Annotated in this window: 15 protein-coding genes; 9 read left to right on the top strand and 6 right to left on the bottom strand. The window is 73.3% G+C overall.

Translation table 11 applies throughout. The annotated features are described in order from the left end of the window. Positions 1–111: 111 nt before the first annotated feature. From ACFYYN_RS13630 to ACFYYN_RS13620, 3 genes are all read right to left on the bottom strand, one after another. Positions 112–585: a carboxymuconolactone decarboxylase family protein gene (locus ACFYYN_RS13630; protein WP_499516057.1), complete on the bottom strand. Its 474-nt coding sequence runs from the start codon at positions 583–585 to the stop codon at positions 112–114. A 159-nt stretch (positions 586–744) separates the two neighbouring features. Beyond that, positions 745–1,335, bottom strand: a complete 591-nt coding sequence (locus tag ACFYYN_RS13625; RefSeq protein WP_500323495.1) for a flavodoxin family protein — start codon at positions 1,333–1,335, stop codon at positions 745–747. A gap of 161 nt (positions 1,336–1,496) precedes the next feature. After that, the gene (locus ACFYYN_RS13620) at positions 1,497–2,105 is read right to left on the bottom strand and encodes a hypothetical protein (protein WP_500545890.1); all 609 of its coding nucleotides are present in this window, start codon (positions 2,103–2,105) and stop codon (positions 1,497–1,499) included. 164 nt (positions 2,106–2,269) lie between these two features. On the opposite strand from ACFYYN_RS13620, the gene ACFYYN_RS13615 reads away from it, so the two are divergent. Further along, the gene (locus tag ACFYYN_RS13615; RefSeq protein ID WP_500323498.1) at positions 2,270–2,878 is read left to right on the top strand and encodes a flavin reductase family protein; all 609 of its coding nucleotides are present in this window, start codon (positions 2,270–2,272) and stop codon (positions 2,876–2,878) included. A gap of 322 nt (positions 2,879–3,200) precedes the next feature. Here the strand turns inward: ACFYYN_RS13615 and ACFYYN_RS13610 are convergent, their stop codons facing one another. After that, the gene (locus ACFYYN_RS13610; protein ID WP_500545889.1) at positions 3,201–4,421 is read right to left on the bottom strand and encodes a threonine synthase; all 1,221 of its coding nucleotides are present in this window, start codon (positions 4,419–4,421) and stop codon (positions 3,201–3,203) included. A gap of 73 nt (positions 4,422–4,494) precedes the next feature. Here ACFYYN_RS13610 and ACFYYN_RS13605 point away from each other — a divergent pair, with 73 nt between their 5' ends. The 4 genes from ACFYYN_RS13605 (at position 4,495) to ACFYYN_RS13590 (ending at position 8,732) form a co-directional block, all read left to right on the top strand. Then, entirely contained in the window at positions 4,495–4,905 is a 411-nt protein-coding gene (locus ACFYYN_RS13605) for an alpha/beta fold hydrolase (protein ID WP_500545888.1), read from the top strand. Between the two features lie 61 nt (positions 4,906–4,966). Further along, positions 4,967–5,371 carry an alpha/beta fold hydrolase gene (locus ACFYYN_RS13600; protein ID WP_500545887.1) on the top strand — a complete coding sequence of 135 codons (405 nt, stop codon included), beginning with the start codon at positions 4,967–4,969 and terminating at the stop codon, positions 5,369–5,371. A 78-nt stretch (positions 5,372–5,449) separates the two neighbouring features. Beyond that, on the top strand, positions 5,450–6,664 hold the full coding sequence (locus ACFYYN_RS13595) for a PP2C family protein-serine/threonine phosphatase (protein WP_500545886.1): 1,215 nt from the start codon (positions 5,450–5,452) through the stop codon (positions 6,662–6,664). 172 nt (positions 6,665–6,836) lie between these two features. Next, positions 6,837–8,732 carry a LamG-like jellyroll fold domain-containing protein gene (locus ACFYYN_RS13590; protein WP_500545885.1) on the top strand — a complete coding sequence of 632 codons (1,896 nt, stop codon included), beginning with the start codon at positions 6,837–6,839 and terminating at the stop codon, positions 8,730–8,732. Between the two features lie 96 nt (positions 8,733–8,828). Here the strand turns inward: ACFYYN_RS13590 and ACFYYN_RS13585 are convergent, their stop codons facing one another. Then, positions 8,829–9,029 carry a hypothetical protein gene (locus ACFYYN_RS13585; RefSeq protein WP_500323504.1) on the bottom strand — a complete coding sequence of 67 codons (201 nt, stop codon included), beginning with the start codon at positions 9,027–9,029 and terminating at the stop codon, positions 8,829–8,831. Between the two features lie 276 nt (positions 9,030–9,305). Then, positions 9,306–10,196, bottom strand: coding sequence for a LysR family transcriptional regulator (locus ACFYYN_RS13580; protein ID WP_500545884.1), 891 nt, complete (start codon positions 10,194–10,196; stop codon positions 9,306–9,308). A gap of 160 nt (positions 10,197–10,356) precedes the next feature. Here ACFYYN_RS13580 and ACFYYN_RS13575 point away from each other — a divergent pair, with 160 nt between their 5' ends. The 4 genes from ACFYYN_RS13575 to ACFYYN_RS13560 all read left to right on the top strand — a co-directional run bounded on the left by ACFYYN_RS13575 (position 10,357) and on the right by ACFYYN_RS13560 (position 14,444). Then, positions 10,357–11,187 (top strand): EamA family transporter, encoded by an 831-nt coding sequence (locus ACFYYN_RS13575; RefSeq protein ID WP_500545954.1) that lies wholly within the window; start codon positions 10,357–10,359, stop codon positions 11,185–11,187. Between the two features lie 182 nt (positions 11,188–11,369). Further along, positions 11,370–11,555 (top strand): hypothetical protein, encoded by a 186-nt coding sequence (locus tag ACFYYN_RS13570; RefSeq protein WP_500545883.1) that lies wholly within the window; start codon positions 11,370–11,372, stop codon positions 11,553–11,555. 10 nt (positions 11,556–11,565) lie between these two features. Continuing rightward, positions 11,566–12,399, top strand: coding sequence for a S1 RNA-binding domain-containing protein (locus tag ACFYYN_RS13565; protein ID WP_500545882.1), 834 nt, complete (start codon positions 11,566–11,568; stop codon positions 12,397–12,399). 191 nt (positions 12,400–12,590) lie between these two features. Then, the gene (locus ACFYYN_RS13560) at positions 12,591–14,444 is read left to right on the top strand and encodes an FHA domain-containing protein (RefSeq protein ID WP_500545881.1); all 1,854 of its coding nucleotides are present in this window, start codon (positions 12,591–12,593) and stop codon (positions 14,442–14,444) included. Positions 14,445–14,448: the final 4 nt, after the last annotated feature.

Here is a 14,448-nt window from a genome sequence, read left to right as displayed (position 1 = left end):
TCGGCGCCGTCGGGGACGGCCGGGAAACGCCGTCCGTCCCCGCCCCGCGGTCGGGAGCGGGAGGGGGACGGACGGCCTGGCCTGTGCGGCGCCGGCGGTGGGAACCGCAGATCAGCCGAACATGCCGAGCTGGTAGCCGCCCGCAGGCTGCTGGTTGATCACGTTGATCCGGTTGTAGGCGTTGATCACGGCGATGAGCGAGATCAGGGCGACCAGCTGGTCCTCGTCGAAGTGCTTGGCGGCGTTCCCCCAGACCGCGTCCGAGACGCCACCGGCGGCGTCGGCGACACGGGTGGCCTCCTCCGCGAGCTCCAGGGCGGCGCGCTCGGCGTCGGTGAAGACCGTGGCCTCGCGCCAGGCGGCGATCAGGTTCAGGCGCACCGAGGTCTCACCGGCGGCGGCGGCCTCCTTGGTGTGCATGTCGGTGCAGAAGCCGCAGCCGTTGATCTGGCTGGCGCGGATCTTCACCAGCTCCTGGGTGAGGACCGGCAGCGTGGACTCCGCCAGCACCTTGCTCGCCGAGTTCAGGTGCCTCATGACCTTGCCGGCGAGCGGGTGGCCGAAGTAGTTCACGCGGGCTTCCATGGTGATCTCCTCTGCTGTGGGGTGCGATACGCAGTGATGACCGGGCTGCCCCGCGGAATGTGACAGCGCGGTGAGCGTGGCGCGGGTCTGCGTCCCGCGCGGGGCACGACGGCCGGCACACCCGGGGGCGCACCGGCCGCGTGGTGGGGCGGGACCGGCTCAGGCGCCGACGACCGAGCGTCCCGCGGCGTAGATGCGGGCCTGCTCGGCGACCCGGCGGCCGAGGTGCGCGGCGGTCGCGATGTCGGCCTTGTGGACCTCGTCCGCGCCGACGTCGGTGTGCGTCTGAGCACCCGCGCCGAGGTAGATGCCGAGGCGGTTGAGGTCGTCCTCGGAGGCGGTGGAGCTGTTCCAGCCCGGGTGCAGGCCGAGGTTGACCCAGGTCATGCCGTGCTGGGCCGCGAGGATGGAGAAGTACTGCAGCGTGTGGAGCTTGTCGCCGCTCTTGGCACCGGAGTTGCTGAAGCCGGCGGCCAGCTTGTCCTTCCAGGAGTGGACGAACCAGCGCTTGGAGGTCGTCTCGGCGAACTGGTGGAAGGCACCCGAGGCCGTGCCCATGTAGGTCGGCGAACCGAAGACGATCGCGTCGGCGGCGTCGAGCAGCTCCCACTGCTCCTCGGTGATCTCGTCGACCTTGACCAGGTGGACGACGGCGCCGGCTTCCGCGGCGCCGTCACGCACGGCCTCGGCGAGGACGGTCGTGTGGCCGTAGCCGGAGTGGTACGCGATCGCGACGACGGGTGTGGTCATGGACGTTCTCCTCTTGCGGGGGTGTCTCCGGCTCCCCTGGAGGAGCCCTCACCCACCACGACCGGACAGTGCCCGCCGCTATGACACCGACCGGCCGTTTGTGACCAGGAGCACCTTGCCGGCCGATGTCGACCTCGGTCCGGCACCGGGCGCCCGCGGGATCAGCGGCCCGCGGCGCCGGGCTCGAACGGGCCGGTCTCGGGGGCCGCGACGAACTCGACGTCGGTGTACGCGCCGGCCGCCGTGCCCTTCAGGCCGAGCGCGCCGCCCATGACCCGCAGGTCGATGGAGAACCGTGTGGTCGCACCGGACCGCTTCAGGCCGTGGATGCGCTCGTCGATGTACCCGAGACCGTTCAGGACCCGCCTCACCTTGTCGGGGGTCGGGTCCGCCACACCCATCAGCGCCTGCGTGACTCGCTCGACGTGGAGGTGCCCCGCGCACCACTCCACGGCGTTCAGCTCCACCTCCGGGCCCGCGGTCGGCAGAGCGGGCGCGCCGTCACCGGTCGGCAGTGCTTCCGCCGGACCGGTCCGCGGCTTCTCGCCCGGGGCGACGGGCTCGTCCTCCCCGGACGGGACCTCCAGGGCGCAGGGCCGCGCGACCGTGTTCACCATCTCGATGAACGCCGGCTCCGGATCCTCCGCAGCCGACGGCGCCCCGGCGGGCCGCACCTTGACGGCGTCGGCGGCGTTCGTGTGCTCGGTGCCGCAGGCGGCAAGCGTCAGGGCGGTCAGAACCGCCATCGCGAGTGCGGGAGTTCGTGTCATGCGGACAGTCTCGGAGCGGGCGGCGCGGGGCGCTTGAGTACGCGTACTCAGCCGCGTGCGCGCACATGCCCAAGTCGCCGCTGCGGCCACGGCACCCCCGGGAGCCGACACGCCGGGGCCGCCGCGGGGGCGGGACGGCGGGCGCGGCCGTGGATACTGCGGCCATGCGCGTCGACTTCGATCCCGAGGCCATGGGCGGCTTCGCCTTCTACCGCTTCCTGACCTCCGTGGTCGTGCCCCGGCCGATCGCGTGGATCTCCACCGTCACCCCGGACGGCCGGTACGAGAACCTCGCGCCGCACTCCTTCTTCAGCATCGCGAGCACGGATCCGCCGATCGTGCAGTTCACCTCGATCGGCCGCAAGGACTCGCTGCGCAACGTCGAGGACACCGGGGAGTTCGTGGTGAACTTCGCCTCCGAGGTCCTGATGCCGCTGGTCAACGTCACGGCCACCGACTTCCCGCGGCACGTCAGCGAGTTCGACCACGCGGGCATCGAGCGCGAACCGAGCCTGAGGGTGCGTCCGCCCAGGGTGGCGGCCTCGCCGGTCGCCCTGGAGTGCCGCTCGCACACCACCGTGCGGATGGGCAATTCGACGCTGGTCTTCGGGCGGGTGGTGCACGCCGTCGCGGACCAGGAGGTCCTGGCGGACGGCCGCCCGAGCGCCCCGTTGCTGCGGCCGCTCACCAAACTCGGCGCCGACGAATGGGGCACGCTCGGCGAGATCCGGCACCTGAACCGCATCCCGTACGAGGAGCCCCGACCCCTGTGATCGTCGCCGGCCGTCGGGGCCGGGGGAGGGGTGTGGCTCGTGGACGGGCACGGGTCGGTGCGCGAGGTCGTCCAGGGGCGAGAGCTGCCCCTGCGGTTCGCGCTCGTCGACGAGGAGGGGGACGCGGAGCGGACGGTGTGGGCGCGGTGCGTCGACGCCGAAGGACTGTTCGCGGACCGGGCCGCGTTCCGGGAGAGGCTGACCCTCCTCGGCTGCGCGCCCACCGGCCGGCTCCTGCGTGCGTCGGACCGTCCCCCCGCACGACAGAGACCGCCCGCGCGCCGGACGCCGCCGGGCGGGGGCGCCCGGCGGCGGCGCGGGCCTACGGGATGCGGTCGGTGAGCTCCAGGACCGGCGGGTCGACCCGGAAGGTCTCCGGGTACTTGGCCGCCGCCCCGGTGTTCAGCACCACCACCTCCTCGTCGCCGGACAGCCAGCCCTGCTCGCGAAGGACCCGCACCGCCGACAGCGTCGCCGCGCCCTCCGGGCACAGCAGGGCACCGTCGGCGGCGGCGCACCTGTCGCGGTCGGCGAGCAGCTCCTCGTCGTCGACCGCGACGGCCCGGCCGTCGGTCTCGTACAGCGCGTCCAGGACGAGGAAGTCGCCCAGCGCCTTGGGCACGGTGATGCCGAACGCGACCGTGCGCGCGTCCTGCCACGGCTCACTGGTGCGCTCGCCCTTCTCGAAGGCGCGCACGATGGGGGCGCAGCCGGAGGCCTGCACGCTCACCAGCCGCGGCATCGGCCCCTGCAGCCACCCCAGGGCCCGCAGTTCGCCCAGGGCCTTGTGGATGCCGATGAGGCCGACGCCGCCGCCGGTGGGGTAGACGATGACGTCCGGCGCGCGCCAGCCGAGCTGCTCGGCGATCTCCAGACCCATGGTCTTCTTGCCCTCGATGCGGTACGGCTCCTTCAGGGTCGCCGCGTCCATCCAGACACCGGGATCGGCGGCGATCTTCTCCGCCACCAGCCGGCCCGCGTCGCCGATCAGGCCGTTCACCAGGTACAGGTCGGCCCCGGCGGCAGCGCATTCGGCCCGGGTGATCGACGGCGCGTCCGCCGGCATCGCGACGAGCGCGTCCAGGCCCGCCCGTGCGGCATAGGTCGCCCACGCGGCCCCCGCGTTGCCGTTGGTGGGCATGGCGATCCCGCGTGCGCCCAGTTCGAGGGCCCTGGCCACGCCGACGGCCGCGCCCCGCGCCTTGAAGCTGCCGGTGGGTATCAGCCCCTCGTCCTTCATCACCAGTCCCGGCACGCCGATCGCCGCGCCGTACCGCGGCAGCGGCACCAGGGGCGTCATGCCCTCGCCGAGGGTGACGACGTGTGCCGGATCGCGTACGGGCAGCAGTTCGTGGTAGCGCCACAGGTTCTGCGGGCGGCCCGCGAGGTCCGGGGGCGTGAGGGAGTCCCGGACCCGGTCCAGGTCGTAGCGGGCGAGGAGCGGAGATCCGCACGCGCACAGGTTCTGCACCCGGTCGGCGTCGTGGCGGCGGCCGCACCGCGCGCACTCCAGATGCGTCAGCACACTGAATGGCAAGGTCATGGTTCCCTTCATACCTCCTCGGGTGCCCGTCGCCAGCATGGGAAGGCGCCGCCCACGCGGCGCACGAGGTGCCATGGACGACGCGACGACCGGCCCCCCGCCCGCGGAACGCCGTGCGGGCGAGGTGGTCACCAACGACGGAGTGCGCCTGCGCTACACGGAGGCGGGCGCCGGGGAGCCGCTCGTCCTCGTCCCGGGTTTCGCGCAGAGCGCCGCCGAGTTCGGCCCGCAGATCGACGGGCTGAGCGACCGCCGCCGCGTGATCGCGCCGGACCACCGCGGGCACGGCCGGTCCGCCAGACCCGCCCACGGCCACCGGATCGCCCGGCTGGCGATGGACCTGGACAACCTCCTGGAGGCCCTGGCCCTGCGGGACGTCACCCTGCTCGCCCCCTCCATGGGCTGCCCGGTCGTGTGGTCCTACTGGGACCTCTTCGGCGGCGAGCGGATCGCCCGCCTCGTCATGTCGACCAGCCGCCCGTGATCTCCTCGGCGCTCGCCGGCGCCGGGGACGAGGCGCCGCCGTCGGCGGGTTCACCCCGGAGATGTCCCAGGGCATCGTCGCTGGGTTGCGCGGCACGCCCGACAGCGCCGCCGCCACGTCACGCGCCATCGTCGGCATGCTGCACGGCCCGTCCCTCCCGGACGCGGACGTGGAGTGGCTCGTGGAGCAGAACCGGCTCCTCCCGCCGCGGCACGCCGCCGCGCTGCACCTGGACCACTACGGGGGGGACTGGAGGGACGTCCTGCCGCGGATCGACGTCCCCACCCTCGTCATCGGCGGCGAGCTGAGCATCTTCCCGCCCGGCACGGCCGCATGGGTCGCCTCCCTGATCCCCGGTGCGCGGGCACGCGTCCTCTCCGCCGCCGAGGGCGGCAGCCACCTGATGTTCCGGGAGAACCCGGCCCTGTTCAACCGCGTCGTGGCCGACTTCCTCGACGAGCCGTGACCCGCCGGCCGGAGCGCATACTGGGGGGAACAGGGACCGGGGATGCCCGGCCGGTCGGGAACGGGTGCGGGAAGCGCGGTGAGAGGACCGGGGATCGACTACCAGGCCGTCTTCGAGGCGTCACCCAGCGCGATGCTGGTGCTGGACCTCGCGCTGGTCATCGTGGACGCGAACGCGTCCTACCGGCGGCTGTTCGACCGTAGCCGGGACCAGCTCGTCGGCCGCCACGTCTTCGACGCCTACCCCGACAACCCCGACGACCCGCACGGTGCCGGACGCGGGGACATGGAGGCGTCGTTGCGCCGGGTGGTGGAGACCGGTCGCCCGGACGCCGCCGGCCCCCTGCGCTACGACGTCGAGGACCCGGACCGGCCGGGGGAGTTCGCCGAGCGTTACTGGAGCCCCATCAACGCCCCCGTCCTGGACGCCGCAGGACGCGTTGTCCTGCTCGTGCACCGGCTCGCCGAGCTCACCGACCTCGTGCGCTCCGGCGGTCCCGCCGTCGACGACCGCCGGCTGCAGATGGAGGCCGACCTGTACGCCCGCTCCCGCGAGTTGCGGCAGGTCAACGAGCGGCTGCGCCAGTCCCACGCACGTGAACGCGAGGTCGCCCTCGCCCTGCAGGAGGCGATGCTGCCCGCCCCGCAAGCACTGGCCCACCACCGGGCAGCGGTCCGCTACCGGCCCGCGGTCCACGCCCTGGGCGTCTGCGGTGACTGGTACGACGTGACCGAACTGCCCTCCGGTGACGACGCCGTGGCGGTCGGGGACGTCGTCGGTCACGGTCTGGCCGCCGCCGGGGTCATGGGTCAGCTGCGCAGCGCCCTCAGTGCCGCGATCCGCGTCGTGGACGGCCCAGCGAAGGCGCTCGACGGGCTCGACCTGTACGCCCGCTCCGTCGACGGGGCCCTGTCGACCACCGCGGTGCAGACCGTCGTCGCCCGGTCCGGCCACCGCATCACGTACAGCAGTGCCGGCCACCCGCCGCCGGCCCTGGCCGGCCCCGACGGCACCGTGCGCTTCCTGGACCGGGCGACCGACCCACCGCTGGGTGCCGCCTCCGACCACACCCCCCGCCCCCAGGCCAGCACCACCTACCTGGACGGCTCCACCCTCGTCCTGTACACCGACGGCCTGATCGAACGCCGCGGGGAGGACATCGACCTCGGCCTGCGGCGCCTCGCCGACCGGCTCGCCGAACACCGCCGGCAGGGCCCCGAGGACCTGGCGGACACCCTGATCGCCCTGAGCGCCGGCACCGACGACACGGCCGTGGTCGTCGTCCGCCTCTGAGAGGCCGAGCCGCCCACCGGCCGTGAACGGCCGGAGCGGGGTCGCATCCCAGGACGAGTTGGTGGTCCGGACCCGTCCAGGGCGCCGGATGTTCAAGATCGCTTTGCCGGGTCCTCGCCCGGGCCGCGCACGATCCGTGCTGACAGCAGTTCCCCCCAGCACGGAGACGTACATGAGCAATCCCCGCCATCCCAGCCCGGGACGCCGATCGCTGCTGCAGGCGGCGGTCGCGGTGCCCGCGGTGGGCGCCGCGGCGTCGGTCCTCGGCACCGGCACGGCGCAGGCCGCGCCCCGGCACCAGGACCCCGGCACGGCCGGCTCCCGGGGCCGCGGCTTCGACGAGGAGAGCCCCCGCTTCGCCCTGGCGGTGCTGCCCGACACGCAGTACCTCTTCGACGCCGACAGCGCCGACCCCGAGCCGCTGAAGGCGACCTTCCGCTACCTGGTGGCGGAGCGCGAGGAGGCCAACATCGGGTTCATGACCCACCTCGGCGACGTCACCGAGCACGGCACCGAGCAGGAGATGGAGCTCGCCGCCGACACCTTCCGCACCATCCACGGCAAGGTCCCCTACAGCGTCCTCGCGGGCAACCACGACATCAACGGCGGCACGGACGACCAGCGCGGCGACACCGCGTACCTGCGGGCCTTCGGGCCGGAGCGGTTCACCGCCATGCCGACGTTCGGCGGCTCCTCGCCCGACGGCTACAACAGCTACCACGTGCTGCGCGCGGCCGGCCGCGAGTGGCTCGTGCTCGCCCTGGACTGGCGCGCCTCGGACAAGGGTCTGGCGTGGGCGCAGGGCGTCCTCGACGCCCACCCGACCCTGCCCGCCGTCCTGACCACGCACGACATCGCCTGGGCCGAGGACGACGGCGAGGCGCACCTGTCCGACAACGGGCAGCGCCTGTGGGACCGCATCATCCGCGGCAACGACCAGATCTTCCTCGCGCTGGGCGGCCACTACTGGCCGCCCGGCCGGACCGTGCTCACCAACGACGCCGGGCACGACGTGCACGTCCACATCACCAACTACCAGGACCGCTACTACGGCGGCGCCGGCATGGTCCGGCTCTACGCCTTCGACACGGTGCGCAACGTCATCGACGTGGAGACCTTCTCCCCCTGGTTCCTCGCCCGCGACCCCGCCAAGCGGACGCCGCTGGAGGCGGAGACCGTCGAACTGACCGGCGACGTGGACCGGTTCAGCCTCACGATCGACTTCGCCGAGCGCTTCCGCGGCTTCGACCAGGTGACCCCGCCGAAGCCCCGTCCCGCGCACCGCGTGATGCCCAAGGGCACGGTGGCGTACTGGCGTTTCGACGCCGAGGGGCTGGCCGGCGCGGGCCGCCCCGGTTCCACCGTCGCCGCGGGCACCGTGGCGCGCGACCTGAGCGGCAACGGCAACGACCTGGCGGTGCGGCTCCTGCACGACAGCTCCGCCGAGGTCCTCACCTGGTCGGCGGAGCACCACACCGGCCAGCCGGCCCACGCCAGCCTGCGGTTCGACGGCGGCAAGGGCCCCGACCGGGGCGCGGTCCTCACCACGAAGGCCACGGCGCCGCTCAACAGCATGAAGTTCCGCAAGGGCTTCACCATCGAGACCTTCATCAGGCTGCCCGAGCCCTTCGAGGGCGACCACGCCTGGATGGGCATCCTCAGCTGGGAGGGCCGCAACGGCGACGCCGGGAAGACCACGGGCTGGTCGACCGACGAGCCCACGTGCAGCCTCAACGTCACGCCCGAGCGGTTCCTGCAGTTCGTCCTCTACCCGGACGTCCAGGACGCCGACCCGACCTCGTGGAGCCACGCCCTGCCCGTCGGCCGCTGGACCCACATCGCGGTCGTCAACGACGGCCGTCGCACGGTGATGTACGTCGACGGCTCGAAGATCGCCCGCAACCCGTCCCAGCCGGCCACCGGCATCGAGACGCTGGGCAAGCCCTTCGTCATCGGGGGGACGCAGTTCGCGGAGCAGTTCGGGCAGGGCTTCTACGGCTGGATCGGCGACACCCGCATCGTCGAACGCGCCCTGGCACCGGCGGAGTTCATGACGCCCCGCGCGTGACCACGCCCGCCCCTGCCGCCTGACGCGGTCCCGCCCCGGGTTCAGCCCGGGGCGGGACCGCATCGGCGCACCAGGACCGAGGCGGGACGCGGCCCCTCAGTCCTGTGTCCAGCGGCTCCGCAGCCGGGCGAGTTCCGCGGACCACCGGCTCCGGCGGTCGTCCACCGCTTCGGAAGCTTCCGGAGGGGACACGGGCAGCCTGACCGATTCGCAGTACGTCTTCCACGCCTGGTACCAGTTGGGCGCCAGGACGGCGGCGAGCATGATCAGCGGGACGAGCACGGCGGATATCAACACGGCTGCTCCCTTCCGTGCGGCCGTCGCGCCGGCGGTGGCGCGAACAACGGTCGGTGGACGCTGGTCCGCCGACCGGACCGGATGAAACGGGCTCCGTCCGTTATCGTCCTCCCGGCCGTGTCGTACGCAAATCGAGTGAACCGCCGCCGCCCGTCCCACTCCTGGTCACGCCGCCACCGCGTGGTCGCGACGAGGGCCGCGGCCCCGACGCCCCGATGCTCCGAACGGATGACGCGGCACGACCCCTGGCCACAGGTTGTGGGGCCCGCGGCCCGGCTAGGTCCGGCGGTCGTCGGCCCGGTACAGCTCCATGGCCAGCGCGACGGCGGCGTGGGTGGCCGGGTGCGGGTCGTGGCGGCGCCAGACGAGGCGCACGGGCACCGGGGCGGCGTCCCGCAGCGGGCGGTACACGATGCCGTCGCGGCGGTACTGGGCGGAGGTGGACCGCGGGGTGACGCCGACGCGACGGCCGGTGGCGATCGCGGCGAGCCAGTCGTCGATGTCGTGGGTGTGCTCGACGGCCGGCCGGTCGCCCTCGGGCCACAGGTCGGGGCTGGTCGTGCCCGTCCGCCGGTCGACGACCAGCGTGCGGGCGGCGATCTCGGCGAGCCGGACGCTGCGCCGTCGCGCCCAGGGGTCGTCCGCGGCGAGGGCGACGTACCGCGGTTCGTGACCGATGAGCGCGTGGGACCAGCGGTCCAGATCGATGGGGGCGCGGACGACCGCGAGGTCGCAGAGGCCCTCGGCAAGACCGGCGGTGGGGGTGTTGTGGCGGATGAGCTGGAGCTCCACGCCGGGGTGGCGGTCCCGCCAGACGCGCTGGAACTCGGTGGTGCGGTGGCCGAAGGCGGACCAGGCGTGGCCGATGTGCAGGCGGGTGTGACCGGTCGCGGCCTCCCTGACGAGCTCGTCGGCACCGCCCAGCAGGACCCGGGCCCGGGCCAGGACCTGCACGCCCGCGGTGGTCGGGGCGACCGTACGGCTGGTGCGGTGCAGCAGTCGCACCCCGAGGACGCGCTCCAGCGCCAGCAGGTTGCGGGAGACCGCCGCCTGGGAGATGCCCAGGTCGATGGCGGCGTCGGTGAAGCTGCCCGCGTCGAGGATGGCGACCAGGCAGCGCAGGTGCCGCAGCTCGAGTCCGGCGGCTCCTCCACGATGCTCGTCCATGCGTCCAGCGTATCGATGGTGCGTCGTATGCATTTCGCGCATGGCCACCCGCGGCGGGACAGTGGCCCGCATGACGATGAAGACCTCCGGCGACCTCGCGCCTGCCGCCCAGGCCCAGGCCGGGGCCGGGGCCGCGGGACGCCTCGGCGGGGTGGCGCTGATGCTGGGCAGCGGCCTGTCCAACCAGGTCGGCGCGTCCGTCGCCGCCCTGGCGTTCCCCGTGATCGGGCCGCTGGGCGTGGTGGCGGTCCGCCAGTGGGTGGCCGCGGCGGCGCTGTGCGGGGCGGGCCGGCCCCGGGTGGGCGCCTTCACCGCCGCGCAGTGGCGCCCGGTCCTGGCCCTGGCGGTGGTGTTCGCGGCGATGAACCTCTCCCTGTACACCGCCGTCGACCGCATCGGCCTGGGGCTCGCCGTCACCCTGGAGTTCCTCGGGCCGCTGGCCGTGGCCCTGATCGGCTCACGCCGCCGCACCCATGTGCTGTGCGCGCTGGCCGTCGCGGCCGCGGTGGTCGTCCTGACCCGCCCCCAGCCCTCCACCGACTACCCGGGCATCGGCCTCGCCCTGCTCGCCGCGGCCTGCTGGGCCTGCTACATCGTGCTCAACCGCGTCGTCGGCGGACGGCTGCCCGGACTGCAGGGCCCGGCCGCCGCCGCTGCCGTCTCCGGCGCCGCCTACGTCCCCGCCGGCGCGCTGGCCCTGTGCTGGCATCCGCCCACCCTCAGCGCCCTGGCCTGCGCCGTGACCGCCGGGATCCTCTCCTCCGCCGTACCGTTCCTGTCCGACCTGCTGGCGCTCCGCCGGGTCCCGGCGCACTTCTTCGGCGTCTTCATGAGCGTGAACCCGGTCTTCGCCGCGCTCGTCGGCCTGGTCGTCCTCGACCAGCACCTCGACCCGGCCGCCTGGCTCGCCACGTTCGTGATCGTCGCCGCGAACGCGGTCGCGGTCGGCACGGACGCGTGGTCGCCACGGAGCACTGGCGGCGCCAACTGACCGCCGCCGGGTTCGAACCCGACGACGCGGCGGTCGCCGTCCGGGCCGAGTCCGGCGGGCTGACGATCGGAGCTCCCCGGTTCGTCGCCCCGGTTCCCCCCTGCACGCGGACACCGTCGACACCGCCGAGGAGGCGTCCACGCCGAGGCGGCATCGCGGGGAGGACCACACCCCGCTGGGAGATGTGGTCGTCCCGGTTCCGCTGCTGCCTCGCGGCCGGCGGCCACGTCATCGCCGTGGGGCCGAACGTCCTGTGGCACCTGGGCACGACCTTCTCCGAGGCCCTGGCCTCCATCGTGGACGGCGACGGCGGAGGCGGCCGCGGCGAACGTGCGGACCGGCTCGCCAACTGCCCCGCCCCCGGGTGAGACTGTCCGCGTGAGCGAACCGTCCGACGATCAGGCCTGCCGGGAGTTCCTGGCCGGGATCCGCGTGGGCGACGTCCGCGGCGGGACGGCGGCGGAGGTCACCGGCCATGGTGTGACGGTGACGCTGGACGGTTTCCCCGGGCGTCCGCTGGGGACGGTGGGGTCGCTGGACGCGTCCTGGATCCGGCGTCCGAACGTCGAGCCCGGGCAGCGGATCACCGCCCGGGTGCTGTCCGTCGACGTGGACGGGGCAAGGGTCTTCCTGTCGACGGCAGCCACCGAGCACGCCGAACTGTGGGCGTTCCTGGTGTCGTTGCACCCGGGCGAGCGCATGACCGGCACGATCGCGTCGATCGAGCGGTTCGGGGTGTTCGTGGCGCTGGACGAGGGCCCGGGCCACCCGGTCTTCCCCGGCGTGGGGTTCATCACCTTTCCCGAACTCTCCTGGCGCCACTTCGAGGACCCTTCGGAGGTCGTCCGGGTCGGAGAGCGCGTCACGTGTGAGTTCCTCCAGTTCGACACGACGAACGGGGAGGCCCGGCTCTCCCTGCGGGCCACCCTGCCGGACCCCTTCGGGGAGTTCGCGGACCGCACGGAGGTGGGCCGGACGCTGCGCGGACGGGTCACCAAGCTGGTCCCGTTCGGTGCCTTCGTCGAGGTCGCCGACGGGGTCGTGGGGCTGGTGCACCTCCGGGAGCTCGCGGACACGGCCGTGGAGGCGCCGGAGGAGGTCGTCAGGACGGGCGACGGGATCACCGTCGTCGTCATCGAGGTCGACCGCCCGGGCCGCAGGCTCCACCTGTCCCGGCGGGGGGTTCCCGGGGCCCGTCAATCCGACGGATGACGGAGGCGGCCGGGCCCGGCGGTCGTAGGTGACGGCCGCGCGGGGGGTGGTTCCGCGCCGTCTTGCGCCGGGGGTGTTTCCCACGGTGGGCGGGTTGGGCAGCCAGCAACTGTGCGTGCGTTCCCCGGGGTTCGTTGACACGTGGAGATGAGGGACCAATGCCTCCTGAGATAGTCGGGCGTCGAGGCTCGTTGGCAGGGGAGAGGTTCGGGATCGGCGACAAGCCCCTGACGTTCGGGCGCAAGGCCGGGAACACGGTGGTGATCGCCAGCGTCAGCGTCTCCCGTCTGCACGCGGAGGTGCGCCGTGAGGGCCACGGGTTCGTGCTCTACGACCGGGCGAGCAGCAACGGGACGCGGGTCAACGGGGAGCGCGTGACGTCGCACGTGCTGCAGCCGGGCGACGAGATCTCCATCGGCGACGAGACCTTCGGCTTCGAGGCCGCCGACGCGATGGAGACCATCCTGGACCTCTCCCTGCTGGAGGCGCTGATGCCGCCGGCGGAACCGGAGGAACCCGGGCCGGTGCTGAAGGTGACGGTGGCGGGCGGCGGCCCAGTGGGGCTGGCGTTCGCCCTCCTGCTGGAGAACCTGATGGGCCGGCGGGTCCGCGTCACCGTCTACGACGCCCGCTGGGCGCAGGACGGGGACCGCGTCGTCTGGAAGGACGAGGGGCAGGGCAACGTCCGCCGGCAGCAGGTCGTGACGGTGCAGAGCCGGCAGTACCTGAACCTGCCCGAGGAGGTGCAGGCCCGGCTGTTCACGGAGGGCACGTACACCGAGATGTGGCCCGCTGGGCCCGACTCGATCCGCGGTTTCAACCCGCGCAACATACGCATCGCCTACGTCGAGGACACGCTGCTGGACCTCGCCAACGCCAAGCGCGACCGCATCCGCCTGGTGCCCGCCCGGTTCGACGCGGCCGAGCGGCAGGAGACGAGCCAGGACCACGTCCTGGCGATCTGCGAGGGCGGCCGGTCCCGCACGCGCGAGCACTTCGCCGCCAGGTTCGGGACCGCCGACACGTCCATCTACTCGCTGGACGGCGAGCACCTCCAGGACGTGGTGCTGGGCCTGCGCGTGAAGTCGGGGCTCTCCGACCCCATGACGGTCCTGCTGACCGTCGCGCAGAATCGGTTCCTCCTCAACTCCCTGCGCGGCGAGGGCTTCCTGAACATGCGCCTGACCGACGCCGAGGCGCAGGAGGTCGTCGGGATCGACCCCGTGCGGCAGGTCTTCGAGCAGTGCATCGCCTCCCGCCCCTGCGTGATGAGCCGCGACGGGCACGGGGACTTCCACTGCTCCACCCACAGCACGTTTTTCCTGCCCGCCCTCATCAAGGGTTCGGCGCTCTGGCAGCGCGTCAAGGAGGGCCTGACGCTCTTCGACGTCGACGAGCAGGACCTGACCGCGATGACCGCCTTCCGCCTGGACATGGTGCAGCGGCCGCGTTTCACGGCCCGCCTCCACCCGGCGACCGCGGCCACCCCGGGGACGTACGGGTTCCTGCTCGGGGACGCGGCCAACGCCATCCACTTCTGGCCCGGGCGCGGCCTGAACAGCGGCCTGGCCTCGGCGGTCTCGCTCGCCCGTACGCTCAGCGGCACCTGGCGCGGCAGGCCGTTGCGCGACGCGGACTTCGTACGGCACGAGGCGGCGATGTCGATGCTCCAGTACCGGCACAAGAGCCGCGCCTGGAACGCGATGATCACCACGGACGAGAACGGGGTGGGCCAGGCGATCAAGGACAAGATCGCGCGGAGCATCGAGGAGTCCGCCGCCGGGAAGCCGGACCGCGAGGCCGACCTGGACGCCCTCATGGAGCAGCTCCGCGCGATCCGGGAACGGCTCGCCCCGCGCATCGCCGGGATGCCGGACGACGCCACCCTGCGGGAGCACCTGGAGACCCTCGGGAGCGAGACGCTGCGCACCCTGCGGGACAGCGGTCCGTGGGACACCGTCACCGTCGGCGGCGAGGAGGTCGACATCGACATCTTCTACCGGGACGCACGGCCCGCGTCGCGCACGGCCCCGGTGGCCGGCTGAGCCG

Source organism: Streptomyces sp. NPDC001902 (assembly GCF_042891295.1).
GTDB lineage: Bacteria > Actinomycetota > Actinomycetes > Streptomycetales > Streptomycetaceae > Actinacidiphila.
The sequence above is the reverse complement of the archived record's forward strand: the minus strand, read 5'-3'. Positions and strand labels throughout refer to the sequence as shown.

Excerpts from the sequence above, each read along its gene's own strand:
- ACFYYN_RS13590 (WP_500545885.1), top strand. The coding sequence starts at position 6,837 with ATGAGCAATCCCCGCCATCCCAGCCCGGGACGCCGATCGCTGCTGCAG.
- ACFYYN_RS13600 (WP_500545887.1), top strand. The coding sequence starts at position 4,967 with ATGTCCCAGGGCATCGTCGCTGGGTTGCGCGGCACGCCCGACAGCGCC.
- ACFYYN_RS13620 (WP_500545890.1), bottom strand. The coding sequence starts at position 2,105 with ATGACACGAACTCCCGCACTCGCGATGGCGGTTCTGACCGCCCTGACG.
- ACFYYN_RS13625 (WP_500323495.1), bottom strand. The coding sequence starts at position 1,335 with ATGACCACACCCGTCGTCGCGATCGCGTACCACTCCGGCTACGGCCAC.
- ACFYYN_RS13605 (WP_500545888.1), top strand. The coding sequence starts at position 4,495 with ATGGACGACGCGACGACCGGCCCCCCGCCCGCGGAACGCCGTGCGGGC.
- ACFYYN_RS13610 (WP_500545889.1), bottom strand. The coding sequence starts at position 4,421 with ATGACCTTGCCATTCAGTGTGCTGACGCATCTGGAGTGCGCGCGGTGC.
- ACFYYN_RS13580 (WP_500545884.1), bottom strand. The coding sequence starts at position 10,196 with ATGGACGAGCATCGTGGAGGAGCCGCCGGACTCGAGCTGCGGCACCTG.
- ACFYYN_RS13630 (WP_499516057.1), bottom strand. The coding sequence starts at position 585 with ATGGAAGCCCGCGTGAACTACTTCGGCCACCCGCTCGCCGGCAAGGTC.
- ACFYYN_RS13615 (WP_500323498.1), top strand. The coding sequence starts at position 2,270 with ATGCGCGTCGACTTCGATCCCGAGGCCATGGGCGGCTTCGCCTTCTAC.
- ACFYYN_RS13570 (WP_500545883.1), top strand. The coding sequence starts at position 11,370 with ATGTGGTCGTCCCGGTTCCGCTGCTGCCTCGCGGCCGGCGGCCACGTC.
- ACFYYN_RS13575 (WP_500545954.1), top strand. The coding sequence starts at position 10,357 with ATGCTGGGCAGCGGCCTGTCCAACCAGGTCGGCGCGTCCGTCGCCGCC.